This is a genomic window from Bradyrhizobium sp. BRP20, assembly GCF_020194215.1.
Taxonomy (GTDB): domain Bacteria; phylum Pseudomonadota; class Alphaproteobacteria; order Rhizobiales; family Xanthobacteraceae; genus Bradyrhizobium; species Bradyrhizobium yuanmingense.
The window spans coordinates 569,525-583,218 of the sequence record NZ_JADYVY010000001.1; the positions used below are offsets into that span (position 1 = coordinate 569,525).

Annotated in this window: 8 protein-coding genes; 2 read left to right on the forward strand and 6 right to left on the reverse strand. The window is 65.6% G+C overall.

The annotated features are described in order from the left end of the window. Positions 1 to 59 precede the first annotated feature (59 nt). Positions 60 to 4,805, reverse strand: coding sequence for a glutamate synthase large subunit (gltB, locus tag I6F33_RS02745; protein WP_225140986.1), 4,746 nt, complete (start codon positions 4,803 to 4,805; stop codon positions 60 to 62). A 312-nt stretch (positions 4,806 to 5,117) separates the two neighbouring features. Next, positions 5,118 to 5,297 (reverse strand): hypothetical protein, encoded by a 180-nt coding sequence (locus I6F33_RS02750; protein WP_225140987.1) that lies wholly within the window; start codon positions 5,295 to 5,297, stop codon positions 5,118 to 5,120. Between I6F33_RS02750 and I6F33_RS02755 the strand changes: the two genes are divergently transcribed. Next, entirely contained in the window at positions 5,296 to 6,051 is a 756-nt protein-coding gene (locus tag I6F33_RS02755) for a hypothetical protein (RefSeq protein WP_036021424.1), read from the forward strand. The two genes, I6F33_RS02750 and I6F33_RS02755, sit on opposite strands and share 2 nt — an antisense overlap. A gap of 62 nt (positions 6,052 to 6,113) precedes the next feature. Here I6F33_RS02755 and I6F33_RS02760 read toward each other — a convergent pair whose 3' ends face one another. Both I6F33_RS02760 and I6F33_RS02765 read right to left on the reverse strand, forming a co-directional pair. Beyond that, positions 6,114 to 6,884 carry an alpha/beta fold hydrolase gene (locus tag I6F33_RS02760; protein WP_036021395.1) on the reverse strand — a complete coding sequence of 257 codons (771 nt, stop codon included), beginning with the start codon at positions 6,882 to 6,884 and terminating at the stop codon, positions 6,114 to 6,116. 157 nt (positions 6,885 to 7,041) lie between these two features. Then, on the reverse strand, positions 7,042 to 7,506 hold the full coding sequence (locus tag I6F33_RS02765) for an Hsp20 family protein (protein WP_035997846.1): 465 nt from the start codon (positions 7,504 to 7,506) through the stop codon (positions 7,042 to 7,044). A gap of 216 nt (positions 7,507 to 7,722) precedes the next feature. Here I6F33_RS02765 and I6F33_RS02770 point away from each other — a divergent pair, with 216 nt between their 5' ends. After that, on the forward strand, positions 7,723 to 8,670 hold the full coding sequence (locus tag I6F33_RS02770; protein WP_057028207.1) for an alpha/beta fold hydrolase: 948 nt from the start codon (positions 7,723 to 7,725) through the stop codon (positions 8,668 to 8,670). A 161-nt stretch (positions 8,671 to 8,831) separates the two neighbouring features. On the opposite strand, the gene I6F33_RS02775 is transcribed toward I6F33_RS02770, so the two are convergent. Then, a complete protein-coding gene (locus tag I6F33_RS02775) occupies positions 8,832 to 11,597 on the reverse strand; it encodes a di-heme-cytochrome C peroxidase (protein WP_225140989.1) in 2,766 nt (921 codons plus the stop codon). A gap of 185 nt (positions 11,598 to 11,782) precedes the next feature. After that, entirely contained in the window at positions 11,783 to 13,579 is a 1,797-nt protein-coding gene (locus I6F33_RS02780; protein WP_225140991.1) for an adenylate/guanylate cyclase domain-containing protein, read from the reverse strand. Positions 13,580 to 13,694 lie beyond the last annotated feature (115 nt).

A 13,694-nucleotide genomic window follows, 5' to 3' on the forward strand; every position in this document is an offset into this window, starting at 1 on the left:
TTTTCCGCGGAGAGATTCTGGATTGCTTCGCTTCGCTCGCAATGACGAGGTGTAATGCCTTACGCCCCGATCGCGATTTTCGGCTCGGCGTCCGCGTTGGCCGCCATCTCGCGCAGCGCGCGCCGGTACTCGACCGGCATCACCTTGCGGAATTTGGGCAGCCAGTCCTTCCAATTGGCAAGGATGTCGGCGGCGCGCTTGGAGCCGGTGGCTTTGGCGTGGCGCGAGATCAGGACGTGCAGCCGCTCGACGTCGGAGGCGAGCAGGTTCCTGAACACGTCGACCCGGCCATGCGCCTCGAGGTCGCCGGCATGGTGATAGGTGCCGGCGTTGATCAGCTCCTCCGACAGCACCGGCTCGAGCTCGACCATGCTGAGGTTGCACAGCTTGTCGAAGTCGCCGGCCTCGTCGAGCACGTAGGCGATACCGCCGGACATGCCGGCCGCGAAGTTGCGCCCGGTCTTGCCGAGCACGACCACGATGCCGCCGGTCATGTATTCGCAGCAATGATCGCCCGCGCCCTCGACCACGGCGACCGCGCCCGAGTTACGCACGGCAAAACGCTCGCCGGCGATGCCGCGGAAGTAGCACTCGCCCTCGATCGCGCCGTACATCACGGTGTTGCCGACGATGATGCTCTCTTCCGGCACGATGGCCGAGTTCCTCGGCGGCTTGACGATGATCTTGCCGCCCGAGAGGCCCTTGCCGACATAGTCGTTGCCTTCACCTTCGAGCTCGAAGGTGACGCCGTGGGCGAGCCAGGCGCCGAAGGCCTGACCTGCGGTGCCCGTGAGGCTGACATGGATGGTGTCGTGCGGCAGGCCGGCATGGCCGTAGATCTTGGCGACCGCGCCGGACAGCATCGCGCCTGCGGAGCGGTTGGTGCTGTTGATGGCGGCCTCGATCTTCACCGGCGCGCCGCGGTCGAGCGCTGCCTGCGCCTTCTCGATCAGCGTGCGGTCGAGCACCGCCTCCAGATGATGGTTCTGGCGCTCGGAGTGATAGATCTTCTGGCCCTTCTCTTCCTTCTGCTTGACGAAGAGCTTGGAGAAGTCGAGCCCCTTGGCCTTCCAATGCGCGACCAGCTTGGTCTGGTCGAGCAGCTGCACCTGGCCGACCATCTCGTTGAAGGTGCGGAAGCCGAGCGAAGCCATGATCTCGCGGACTTCCTCGGCGACGAAGAAGAAGTAGTTGATCACGTGCTCGGGCTGGCCGGTGAAGCGCTTGCGCAGGACGGGGTCCTGGGTCGCGACGCCGACCGGGCAGGTGTTGAGGTGGCACTTGCGCATCATGATGCAGCCGGCCGCAATCAGCGGCGCGGTGGCGAAGCCGAACTCGTCGGCGCCCAGCAGCGCGCCGATCACGACGTCACGGCCGGTGCGGAAGCCGCCGTCGACCTGGACCACGATGCGGCTGCGCAGCCGCTCGCGCACCAGGGTCTGGTGGGTTTCGGCGAGCCCGATTTCCCACGGCGATCCCGCATGCTTGATCGAGGTCAGCGGCGAAGCACCCGTGCCGCCCTCGAAGCCCGCGATGGTGACATGGTCGGCGCGCGCCTTGGCAACGCCCGCGGCCACAGTGCCGACGCCGATCTCCGAGACGAGCTTGACCGAGACGTCGCCCGTCGGGTTGACGTTCTTGAGGTCGTAGATGAGCTGCGCCAGGTCCTCGATCGAGTAGATGTCGTGGTGCGGCGGCGGCGAGATCAGGCCGACGCCCGGCGTCGAGTGCCGGACTCTTGCGATGGTCGCGTCGACCTTGTGGCCGGGCAGCTGGCCACCTTCGCCGGGCTTGGCACCCTGCGCCATCTTGATCTGCATCATGTCGGAGTTGACGAGATACTCCGTCGTGACGCCGAAGCGGCCCGAGGCGACCTGCTTGATCGCCGAACGCATGGAATCGCCGTTCGGCATCGGCTTGAAGCGGTCGGCTTCCTCGCCGCCTTCGCCGGTGTTCGACTTGCCGCCGATCCGGTTCATGGCGATCGCGAGCGTGGTGTGCGCCTCGCGCGAGATCGAGCCGAAGCTCATCGCACCGGTGGCGAAACGCTTGACGATCTCCTTGGCCGGCTCGACCTGGTCGAGCGGCACAGGCTTGCGCTTCTCTTCCTCCGCGTTCTTGATCCGGAACAGGCCGCGCAGCGTCAAAAGGCGCTCCGACTGCTCGTTCAGGATCTTGGCGAAGGCGCGGTAGCGCTCCTGCGAATTGCCGCGCGCGGCGTGCTGCAGCAGCGACACAGACTCCGCGGTCCACGCATGGTCCTCGCCGCGGCTGCGATAGGCATATTCGCCGCCGACATCGAGCGCGGTCTTGTAGACCTGCGCCTCGCCGAACGCGTCGGCATGGCGGCGCACGGCTTCTTCCGCGATCTCCCCAAGGCCGACGCCCTCGACGCGGGTGTGCGTGCCGGCGAAGAACTTGGCGACGAAGTCGGCCTTGAGGCCGACCGCGTCGAAGATCTGCGCGCCGCAATAGGACTGGTAGGTCGAGATGCCCATCTTGGACATCACCTTGAGCAGGCCCTTGCCGATCGACTTGATGTAGCGCTTGACGATCTCATAGTCGTCGAGCGAGCCGGGCAGGCGGTCCTTCATCGCGGTGATGGTCTCGAACGCGAGGTACGGATTGATCGCTTCGGCGCCGTAGCCGGCAAGGCAGGCGAAGTGATGCACTTCGCGCGGCTCGCCGGATTCGACGACGAGGCCGACCGAGGTGCGCAGGCCGGTGCGGATCAGGTGATGATGCACGGCGGCGCAGGCCAGCAGCGATGGGATCGGCACGCGGTCGGTGCCGACCATGCGGTCGGACAGGATGATGATGTTGACGCCCTCGCGCACCGCGCTTTCGGCGCGCGCGCAGAGCTCGTCGAGCACCTGGTCCATGCCCGCCGCGCCGAGACCGGCGTGGAAGGTGGTGTCCAGCGTGCGCGACTTGAAGTGCGACTCGGCCACCTCCGAGATCGAGCGGATCTTTTCCAGGTCCGCGTCGGTCAGGATCGGCTGGCGCACTTCGAGGCGCTTGGTCGTGGCCATGCCCTGCAGGTCGAACAGGTTCGGCCGCGGCCCGATGATCGAGACCAGGCTCATCACCAGCTCCTCGCGGATCGGGTCGATCGGCGGGTTGGTGACCTGCGCGAAGTTCTGCTTGAAGTAGGTGAACAGCGGCTTGGCCTTGTCCGACAGCGCCGAGATCGGCGTGTCGTTGCCCATCGAGCCTGCGGCTTCTTCGCCCGTGGCCGCCATCGGCGTCATCAGGATGGTGATGTCTTCCTGGCTGTAGCCGAACGCCTGCTGGCGGTCGAGCAGCGACAGGTTTGAGCGCACGCCTGTCGTCGGCACCTTCGGCAGGTCTTCGAGCACGATCTGGGTCCGCTCGAGCCACTCCTTGTAGGGATGGCTGGCGGCGAGCGAAGCCTTGATCTCGTCGTCCGGGATTAGGCGGCCTTGCTCGAGGTCGACCAGCAGCATCTTGCCCGGCTGCAGCCGCCACTTGGTGATGATCTGGTCCTCTGGGATCGTCAGCACGCCCATCTCGGACGCCATGACGATGCGATCGTCCTTGGTGACGAGATAGCGCGCGGGCCGGAGGCCGTTGCGGTCGAGGGTGGCGCCGATCTGGCGGCCGTCGGTGAAGGCGATCGCCGCGGGGCCGTCCCACGGCTCCATCAGCGCGGCATGATATTCGTAGAAGGCGCGGCGCTTCTCATCCATCAGCGGATTGCCGGCCCACGCCTCCGGAATCATCATCATCACGGCGTGCGGCAGCGAGTAGCCGCCCTGCACCAGGAATTCGAGCGCGTTGTCGAAGCAGGCGGTGTCCGACTGTCCTTCATAGGAGATCGGCCAAAGCCGGTTGATGTCCTTGCCGTAGAGCTCGGAGCTGACCGAGGCCTGGCGCGCCGCCATCCAGTTGACGTTGCCGCGCAGCGTGTTGATCTCGCCGTTATGCGCGATCATGCGGTAGGGATGCGCCAGCGACCAGGCCGGGAAGGTGTTGGTCGAGAAGCGCTGGTGCACGAGCGCCAGCGCGCTCTCGAAGTCCTTCTCGTGCAGATCGGGATAGTACTTGCCGAGCTGGTCGGCGAGGAACATGCCCTTGTAGATCACGGTGCGGCAGGACATCGAGCACGGGTAATAGCCGGCGAGGCCGCGGTCGCGGCGTTGGTAGATCGCCTGCGAGATCGACTTGCGCAGGATGTAGAGCCGGCGCTCGAACTCGTCCTCGGTCTTGGCGGTGCCGTTGCGGCCGATGAACACCTGCATGCAGGCGGGCTCGGTTGGCTTCACGGTGACGCCCAGCGAGGAATTGTCGGTCGGCACGTCGCGCCAGCCGAGCAGGGTCAGGCCCTCTTCCTTGATCTGGTCGGCGACGATGCTCTTGATGACGTTGCGCCAGGCGGTGTCGCGCGGCATGAACAGCGCGCCGATGGCGTATTCGCCGGGCGCGGGCAGCTTGAAGCCGAGCTCTGAGGCCTTGCGGCTGAAGAAGGCGTGCGGGATCTGCACCAGAATGCCGGCGCCGTCGCCGGCGCGCGGGTCGGCGCCGACGGCGCCGCGATGCTCGAGGTTGCAGAGGATGCTCAGCGCGTCCGAGACGATCTCGTGCGACTTCTTACCCTTGATGTTGGCGATGAAGCCGACGCCGCAAGAATCCTTTTCCAGGCTCGGATCGTACAGGCCTTCGGCTTTGGGGCGCGAATTGTGCTCTTGAATCGGTGAGGTGATCGGATCGGTCGTTTTCGAGGCGACCGTCGCCGACAGCTCTTCTGCCACGATGTTTGCGCGCTCGAATTGCGACCCGTTCATTGTTCCTGTCCTCTCCATGCGGCAAGCTGCCTCACCGCCATCTTCGGCGCACCTTGGGCGTCCCGCGGCACCCGCTCCTGGGCCACCGCTCGTCCTCTGCGAGCCGCATTTTCTTAAATTCAGGCCTAGGCGTTCTTCGTCCCCGAGAACGGCTTTGCCTGGTACCTTGCCGGCGCTCGAGAGCACCAGTTCTCGCTGCAATCCCTATGCCGGAACCGCAGGCAAAATTGAGACAGTCTTCCTGTCCTAACCATTACCTTGCCAAATTTTTGTCTAGCACACAAGCGCGCGGAAGTCCCGATTCCGCAGAAGTCAATCGATCGCTTTCCAAAAGTTGCGCAGCCCGGTTTTGAGGCAAACACGCCCTGATCCGGCCCCGGCGGCGCCGAAATCCCAAATGAAGCTTCGGATCAACCCTTCGGAAGGCGCGCCACGCCGCGAGAAGCGAAAGAGGGCGGCCACCGGAGGGCCTGACAGGAGCGTCTGGATCATGAAGTTTTTCACAGGATGTGTGGCCGCCGCCGTGCTGGCGCTGGGTGCCAGTGCGGGGCAGGCCCAGGTTCCCGCGAGCGGTATCGCCAGAGGGGCCGTCATCGCGGTCTCGGATTTCGACGGGCCCTATGCGCCGCCGGAAGCCGCCCCGCCGCCGCGCTACGGTTATGGCTACGAGGAGCGCGGCCCTGCGCTGGCCTTGTTGCCGCCGACCGAGGTTTACGCCGTGCTGCGCGAAAACGGCTTCTCGCCGCTCGGCATTCCGCGCCTGCGCGGCGGCGTCTACACCATCGCGGTGATCGACAGAAACGGCGACGATGGCCGGCTGGTGATCGACGCCCGCGACGGGCGGATCATCCGCTTCATGCCCGCCCCTGACGCCTATGGCATGGCGCCCGCCTATGACGAGCGCGCGGTCGCGCCCTACGGGCCGCAAACCGCACTGCCGCCGACCGTGGTCCGCGGCGGCCCGCCGCGCCCGCCGGCGTCGATCCCGCATGTGGCAAGCCGCGCCGTGCCGCTGCCGAAGGCCGCCCCGCGGCGCGCTGAGACGCCGGTCGCCGCGAAGCCGGCCGCGCCCACCGCGCAGCAGGCTCAGGCAGTGCAGGCCCAGCCGGCGCAGCAGGCCGCCGTGGTGCAAGCCAAGCCGGCCGAGGCCGCCCCGCAAGCAATCGCACCAACCGTCGGTCAGGCCCGGCCGGCTCCGACCATCCTGCCGACGCAGGACATGCCGGCTGCGCAGGGGCTGGACTAAGCGTCAGCGAACGGAAAGCGCCCGAGAATCTCTCGGGCGCTTTTGCGTGAACTGACCGCGTGTCAGCTCCGCGGATACCCCGCCGCATCCAGGATCAGATTCGCCACCTCCTTCGGATGCGACACCAGCGAGAGGTGGCCGGCATCGAGCTCGATCGTGGTGGCGTTCATGCGCTTGGCGAGGAAGCGCTCGAAATCGGGGTTGATGGTGTAGTCGTTCTTCGACACCGCGTACCAGCTCGGCTTGGAGCGCCAGGCCGCCTCCGTGGTGCGGCCGGCGAAGATCGAGGCCGCCGTCGGCCATTGCACGGCGTAGAGCTCCTTGGCCTGCGCCGGCTTCACGCCGTTGGCGAAGTACTTCAGGAAGGCCTCTTCCGAGAGCTTGGTGTAGCCGTCGCGCTCGACGATGCCGGCGCGCGCCGGCCCGGCCGGAAACTGCTTCGACAGCGCCACGAAATCCTCGTTCGCATCGGGCGCGCGTGCGGCGACGTAGACGAGGCCGGTGACCTTCGGGTCGGTGCCGACCTGGCTGATCACGGTGCCGCCCCAGGAATGCGCGACCAGCACCGTCGGCCCGTCCTGCTCGGCCAGCGCCCGCTTGGTCGCCTCGACGGAGTCGCTGAGCGAGGACAGCGGATTCTGCACGGCGGTCACATGCAGGCCTGCAGCCTGCAGGATCGGGATCACCTCCGACCAGCTCGAGCCGTCGGCCCAGGCGCCGTGCACCAACACGACGTTCTTCGCTTTGACCGTCTGCGGTGTCTGGGCATGAGCAAGGTTGAGAGGAGCGGCCAAAAGGCTCGCGGCGACGAAAAGGCTGCGCCAGAGTGACATGATCTTCTCCGTGTTTTTGGTTCGATGCCCAAAGGACGGAGAGCGAGGCGACGGTGTTACGCCATCACTGCTCTGTGATGTATTGCAACGAAAAAAACGCCCCGGGGCACCGGGGCGTTTTTCGCAACCTGGACGTCGCTGGGTTTGGTCGCCTGGCTCAGGCGGCCTGCGCGGCGGAGTTCTCGATCACCTGCGCCTTGGCGCCGGCGTTGATCGCGATCTGGCGCGGCTTCTTGGCCTCGGGAATCTCGCGGACGAGGTCGACATGAAGCAGCCCGTTCTCGAGCGAGGCGTCCTTCACCTGCACGAAGTCGGCAAGCTGGAAGGCGCGCTCGAAGGCACGCGCGGCGATGCCGCGGTAGAGCACTTCGGATTTCGAGTTCTCGTTCGCGACCTTCTCGCCCTTGATCGTCAGCGTGTTTTCCTTCGCGACGATGGAGAGCTCATCCTTGGCAAAGCCCGAAACCGCAACGGTGATGCGGTAGGCATTCTCGCCGGTGCGCTCGATGTTGTAGGGGGGATAACCGGGGCTGCCGTCCGAGCTGGCCTGGTCGAGCAGGTTGAAGAGACGGTCGAAGCCGACGGTGGAACGATAGAACGGAGTGAGATCGTAGCTACGCATGGTCAAGTCCTCCATTGAGCGACTGTTGGTAACCCGCCCGCCAATCGGGCCGGGCTTTAGTCTGTGTGCAGCCTGATGTTCCGGTTCCGAAACACTGGTAGCGGCCTGCACGAAGGTGATATGGGTGGAACGAGACGGCGTTCAAGAGGGCGGGACAGGCGCCTTTTCGGCGCTTTGGCCCCTTGATTTGCAGCACTTCCCGCCCAAGCACGCCCAATGACGCTGGTCTCGATTCCCGCCAATCCGGTCCCCGAAAACGTTGTCAGCGGCACCATCAAGACCCCTGATGGCGTCGAGCTGCGCTTTGCGCGCTGGGCGCCGCCGGCGAACCGTAAGGGCACGGTCTGCGTCTTCACCGGGCGCAGCGAGCAGATCGAGAAATATTTCGAGACCGTGCGCGACCTGCGCGACCGCGGCTTTGCGGTGGCGATGATCGACTGGCGCGGGCAGGGCCATTCGTCGCGCCGCCTGCGCGATCCGCGCAAGGGCTATGTGCGCGACTTCGCCGATTTCGAGATCGACGTCGAGACCTTCGTGCAGCAGGTGGTGCTGCCGGATTGCCCGCCGCCATTCTTCGCGCTCGCCCATTCCATGGGCGGCACGGTGCTGCTGCGGGTGGCCCATGCCGGCAAGCGCTGGTTCGACCGCATGGTGCTGTCTGCGCCGATGATCGACCTGCCCGGGCGCACCACCTCGCTGCCGGTGCGTGCGCTGCTCAAGACGATGCGCCTGCTCGGGCAGGGCGGCCGCTACGTTCCCGGCGGCAGCGACCGCCTCACCGGGCTCGAACCCTTCATCAACAATCCCTTGACCAGCGATCCCGTCCGCTATGCGCGCAACGCCGCGATCCTGGAGGAAGACCCGACGCTTGGCCTAGCCTCGCCGACGGTCGCCTGGGCCGATACCGCCTTCCGCGCGATGCACACCTTCAAGCGCGTGAACTACCCCTCCCAGATCCGCCAGCCGATCCTGATGCTGGCGGCCTCCAACGATACCGTGGTCTCGACCGCGGCGATCGAGGAATTCGCCTATCATTTGCGCGCCGGCTCCCATCTCGTGATCGCCGGTGCCAAGCACGAGATCCTCCAGGAGCAGGACCGCTACCGCACCCAGTTCTGGGCCGCCTTCGACGCCTTCGTGCCTGGCACGCCGCTGTTCAAGTGAGAAGAGATCGGGAGCCTCCACGAGGACGGTGAGAATCGGAGTCGAGGAGCGTCCTCATTCTCCGTCATTGCGAGGAGCTCTTGCGACGAAGCAATCCAGGCTATCTCCGCGGCGACAGCCTGGATTGCTTCGCTGCGCTCGCAATGACGAAGCAAGATTCTTTACAGCGTCTTCAGATACTCGATCAGGTCGTAGCGCTCGGCGTCGTCCTTGAACATGCGGCCGATGACGCCGGGGCGCTTCGACTCACCGTCCTTGCGCTCGAAGGAATGGCCGAGCACGCTGTTGCCCTGGATCGGCTTGCCGTCGGAGCCGGTCGCGGAGAACTCCGTTTCACCGGTCTTGCAGCGCTCGTTGGCGGTGACTGCGAAACCGACGCTGTCGGGGTCGTAGTCGCGGCGGCCCATGCAGAATTTTTGCGGACGCTCGTTCTGCGGCTTCAGCAACCAGTACAGCGAAGGCACCGAGCCGTTGTGCAGGTAAGGCGCAGTGGCCCAGATGCCGTTCAAGGGCCGGGCGCGATAGCGCGGGTCAGGCGCCGGATTGAGACAGTTCTTGCGCGCCATATTCCACATTTGCGCCCGTTCGGCCTCCGGGATCTTCTCGTCGTCCATCCATTTGCGGGCGACGAGATCGACCACCGTCATGAGCCCGAGTGCATAGACCATCTCGTTGGGCGATTTGCTCGCGGTCGGGATCTCGCACTGCCACCACGTCTGCAGGTCAGCCGTGTTGACTTTCAGAAAGCCGGGCACGTCGACGGTCCGCTTGCTGAGAACGAGGGACTGCTCGGGATCGGTCTTGATCTCGTCGAGCGGGATCGTCACCGCATTCAGCACCTTGCTGTCGCCGCTCGGCTCCCAGCGCTTCGACGACCAGAAGGCCGGGGTGTTGATGTCAGGCAGATGGCATCCGGAGCACATCTCCGCGTAGATGGCGCGGCCGCGTTCGACCCGATCGGGCTTCAGCTTCCAGGCATCGCCGAGGATGTGCGAGGGCCATTTCGGTGCGAGCAGGCCGCCGAACTTCGGACCATCAGCCGCCTTGAATGGATCGGGGCCTCTCAGCATGTCCTCGATCCAGCCGAGCGTCCTGATGTTCACCGAGGAGCGCCACAGCCTGTCCTGCGGATAGGCATCGGACAAATTGAGCAGCGCCGTCACGCCGAGGGCTTCGCCGGCGTTGCGGATCAGCGGCTGCTCGATCGAGGCGTCGTACTGGGCGAATTTGAACCAGGGCACCGTCCAGATCGCGGGATAGCTGACCGGCGCGTCCTGGGCGTGCAGGTTCTTCTCGAATCCCTTGACCCCGCTCATTGCGAGGTCCTGCGAAAACACCTGGTTGCCGATGCGGTTGAGGGCATCGAGCCGGCCGAACCCTTCCTCGGTGTCCTGCTGCTGCTTGCCGTCCCAGGTCGTCTTGCCTTCGATCGTCTTCTCGTAAGTCTTGGCCCAGTCGATCAGGAAGCTGCCGATCGTGCTCAGCTTCTGCTTGAGCGCGGCGCGGTCCGCCTTGCTGGCGTCGGGGCCGAGCACGCGATCGGCGAAACGCTGGAAGCGGAACGGGACGTACAGCGTGTAGGCGATCGACAGGCCGGTCGCGAGCTCGAGCTTCTTCAGGTCGGTCATCGCCGGGCCGCCGTCGAAACGGACGTCGATGCCCTGGTAATGGATCTGGCCGGTATGACAGGCGGCGCAGGTCAGTCCGATCATGTCGTCCTCGCGGCGGCTCGTCGCGGGATCGACCACGCCGGTCATGCGCGCGAAGCCGACCGGCAGGCCGTCAACGTTCTCCGCCGGCGTCCAGCGCGTCGACCAGTCCGACGCTTGCGTGGTCTCGTAGACATTGGCGTAGCCGAAGCGGCGCAGCGTCGCCGTGTCGGTCTGGATCGTCTGCGGGCTCGGGATGAAGCCGAAGCGTTCGAGATAGGCGCTGTCCTTGATCAGGCCCGGTTTGGAGAACAGGTGGAGCTGCGGCTGCTCCAGCGCCACGAACCACTCATAGGGCACCGGGAACGTCGCGGTGCCCTGGCTGGCGTGGTGGAACCAATGTCGGTCCTTGAGCGACCAGTTTTGCTCGAGCCAATAGGCAGCCTTGGTTTCGGGCATCGCCGGCAGGGGCGGCGGCAGGAGATTCACCAGCACGCCCTTCTGCGGCAGCATGGCACGAACCTGGTTGGGGAATTCGGCCACCGCGACCAGGGCGACGAGGCCGAGGCCGATGACGAACGCCGTGAGCGCGACCGCCCAGCGAAAGCGGAGCTGGCAGGACGACAGCAGCGGCTGCGATACGATCCGCTGATTGATGCGGTCGGGGAATTGGCGCTGTTCGAACAGCGTGCGCACGTCGGCCACGCTGAGATAGCGCTCTTCGCCCTGCTTGCCCTTGCCGATGATCTTCAAAAGGATGGGCCATTCGAACTTCATCAGCAGCGGGTAGTACCAGCGAGCGGCGCTGCCGGCGCGCTCGAGGTTGTCGCGCATGAAGGTCTTGATTTCCGCGGCGTTGAGGCCGGGCTCGCTGCTGCCGGTGTTCGGGTCGGTGTAGTTCCGGCCGAAGCTCGCGAGCCGCGCGATCTCGTCCTCGTCGATCTTGCCGTCGACGCCGAGGATGCGCGAGCCGGCGCCGCGCTTGTCCAGCGGGCCGCCGCGCAGCGCGTCGAGCTCCGCGCCCGAAAAGATGCTCTTCAGGATGTGCTTGACGCCGTTGGCGATCATCGCGACGCCGCGGACCTGGATGCGGGCCGAGACCTTCTTCAGCCCCGTCTCGCCGGTCGCATTGGCGATGGTCTGCGACAGCGTGTTGAGCGGGACGGTGCCGCCCTCGACGAAGCCTTCGCCGACGAGGCCGCGCAGGAACGGGCAGGGATTGTTCGGCGAGACTGGAATCGAGGGATCGAGGGGCGGCTTCGAAGCGGGGTGATGCATGGCCCAAATCCTGAAAGCAGCGAATCTTGAAAAAGCAGGCGCGCTGTTAGAGCGCGGAAAGTCCTAACAAACCGACAGCACGATATACTACTTCAGCGTGTGACGAGTGTGGCCCATTTCACTGTCGTGTCAACAACGAGCAGGCGGTCGCACCGGAACCACGTCGGGCCTGCGGCCCCCTTCGTTCAGGATTCGGCGGCCCGTTTGACGTCGCTCTGGACCAGCGTCAGCTTGCCGAGCGGCACGCCGGCCTTCAGCAGCCCCTCGCGATAATGGGCGATGTCCTCGGGCCGCTTCCAGTGGAAGTTGCGCAAGTGCCTGTCGACATTCAGCGTTGGATAATTTGCCATCAGCACGCGGGCAGCTTCGCTGGCCTCGTCGCTTGGCCCGAGCTGCGCCAACGCCGCGGCGCGGATCGCCAGCGCCTGCATGTGATTCGGGTTGATGTAGAGCTGCTCTCGCGCCCATGACAGCGTCGCGTCATATTGGCGCAGAAGGTAATGACTAAACGCGTTCAGCGCCGCCCATTGATAGCGCGGGTCGCTGTTGTCGCGTTGCGCGGCCATCGAGAACAGCTCGATCGCCTCGCGGTGCTCGCCGATCATGAAATGGCAGATGCCGAGCACGCCGCGCGCGCCATTGTCGTAAGGGTTGAGCGCGACTGCGCGCTTGGCGGCGTCCATTGCTGCCTCGTGATGACCCTCCAACGCGTGCGCCCAGGTCAGGATCGAGAACGCAAAGGAGGAGCGCGGATCCAGCCGGACGCTGGTTTCGGCGAGGCTCATCGCCTCGGCCCACATCTCGCGCGTGCCCTTGACCCAGCCGAACTGAATGCTCTGGATCTGGATCGTGGCGAGATAGGCATGCGCGATCGACAGCTTGGGATCGAGCCCGATGGCCTCGCGGAATAGGTCGACCGCGACGGCCAGATCTTCCTTGGTTTGCCGATAGTAATGCGACAGCCCCTTGAGGAAGCGGTCCCAGGCGGTGACGTCGGTCGAGAGCCGCGCCGGCGCCGAGGCCTCGGCACGGACGATCTCGGTGGCGATGGCGGCGGACAAATTGGTGGTGATCTCGTCCTGCATCGCGAACAAATCGCCGATGTCGCGGTCGTAGCGGCCGGTCCAGAGCTGCTCGCCGGTCTCCGGCGCGATCAGCTCGGCGGTGACGCGGATCTTGGCGCCGGCGCGCCGCACCGAGCCCTGGATCAGATAGGTGGCGTCGATCTCGCGCGCGATCAGCCGGGTGCCCACGTTCTTGCCCTTGAAGGCGAATGTCGAGTTGCGGCTCAGCACCCGATAGAAGGATTGCAGCGACAGCGCGTGGATCAGGTCCTCGGTGAGGCCGTCGGAGAAATATTCGTCCTGGGCGTCGCTGAGATTGGCGAAGGGCAGCACGCCGACGATGGCCGTGCGGTACTGCTGCGACAGCGCCGAGGCCTCACGGAGCTCGGGGGCAAGCGCCGGCGCGCCCTCGGGCGTCCAGGTAAAGACCCCGATCGCATCCTTGATGTTCTTGAAGCGATGGTTGCCGGCATCGGTCAGCGGCACGGCGAGATGCTTGCCCGCCTCCCGGTAGGCCTTGGCCGAGATCGCGAAGCCGCCGGGGCTCGCCACCGATTCCAGGCGGACGGCGATGTTGACATCGTCGCCGAAGACTTCGTCCTCGTCGGCGATGACGTCGCCCATGTGGATGCCGAGCCGGAACTGCATGGCGCGGTCGGCCGGCAGATGGCGGTTGCGTTCGGCCATCAGCGTCTGCATCGCGATCGCCGCCTCGGCGGCGCCGACGATCGAGGCGAATTCCAGCAGGAAGCCGTCGCCGGTGTTCTTCACGACGCGGCCGCCGTGATTGAGGATGATCGGATGGATCGCGGCACGATGGGCCTTGAAGGCGGCATGGGTGCCGGCCTCGTCGCTGCCCATCATGCGCGAATAGCCGGCGACATCGGCGCAGACGATGGCGGCCAGACGTCTTTCCATATCCTCAAAGCTCCAAGGGATCAGATGACCGGCCACAGCGTGGCGGTTGCCGCGAATCCCGCATTTCAAGAACCCCGCCTTTATAGAGCAGATGCGCCGCAGCGGAAGCATGATC

What these genes read in the sequence shown, in the direction of transcription:
- I6F33_RS02750 (WP_225140987.1), bottom strand. Translation starts at nt 5,297, where the DNA reads ATGATCCAGACGCTCCTGTCAGGCCCTCCGGTGGCCGCCCTCTTTCGC.
- I6F33_RS02775 (WP_225140989.1), bottom strand. Translation starts at nt 11,597, where the DNA reads ATGCATCACCCCGCTTCGAAGCCGCCCCTCGATCCCTCGATTCCAGTC.
- gltB (WP_225140986.1), bottom strand. Translation starts at nt 4,805, where the DNA reads ATGAACGGGTCGCAATTCGAGCGCGCAAACATCGTGGCAGAAGAGCTG.
- I6F33_RS02770 (WP_057028207.1), top strand. Translation starts at nt 7,723, where the DNA reads ATGACGCTGGTCTCGATTCCCGCCAATCCGGTCCCCGAAAACGTTGTC.
- I6F33_RS02760 (WP_036021395.1), bottom strand. Translation starts at nt 6,884, where the DNA reads ATGTCACTCTGGCGCAGCCTTTTCGTCGCCGCGAGCCTTTTGGCCGCT.
- I6F33_RS02780 (WP_225140991.1), bottom strand. Translation starts at nt 13,579, where the DNA reads ATGGAAAGACGTCTGGCCGCCATCGTCTGCGCCGATGTCGCCGGCTAT.
- I6F33_RS02755 (WP_036021424.1), top strand. Translation starts at nt 5,296, where the DNA reads ATGAAGTTTTTCACAGGATGTGTGGCCGCCGCCGTGCTGGCGCTGGGT.
- I6F33_RS02765 (WP_035997846.1), bottom strand. Translation starts at nt 7,506, where the DNA reads ATGCGTAGCTACGATCTCACTCCGTTCTATCGTTCCACCGTCGGCTTC.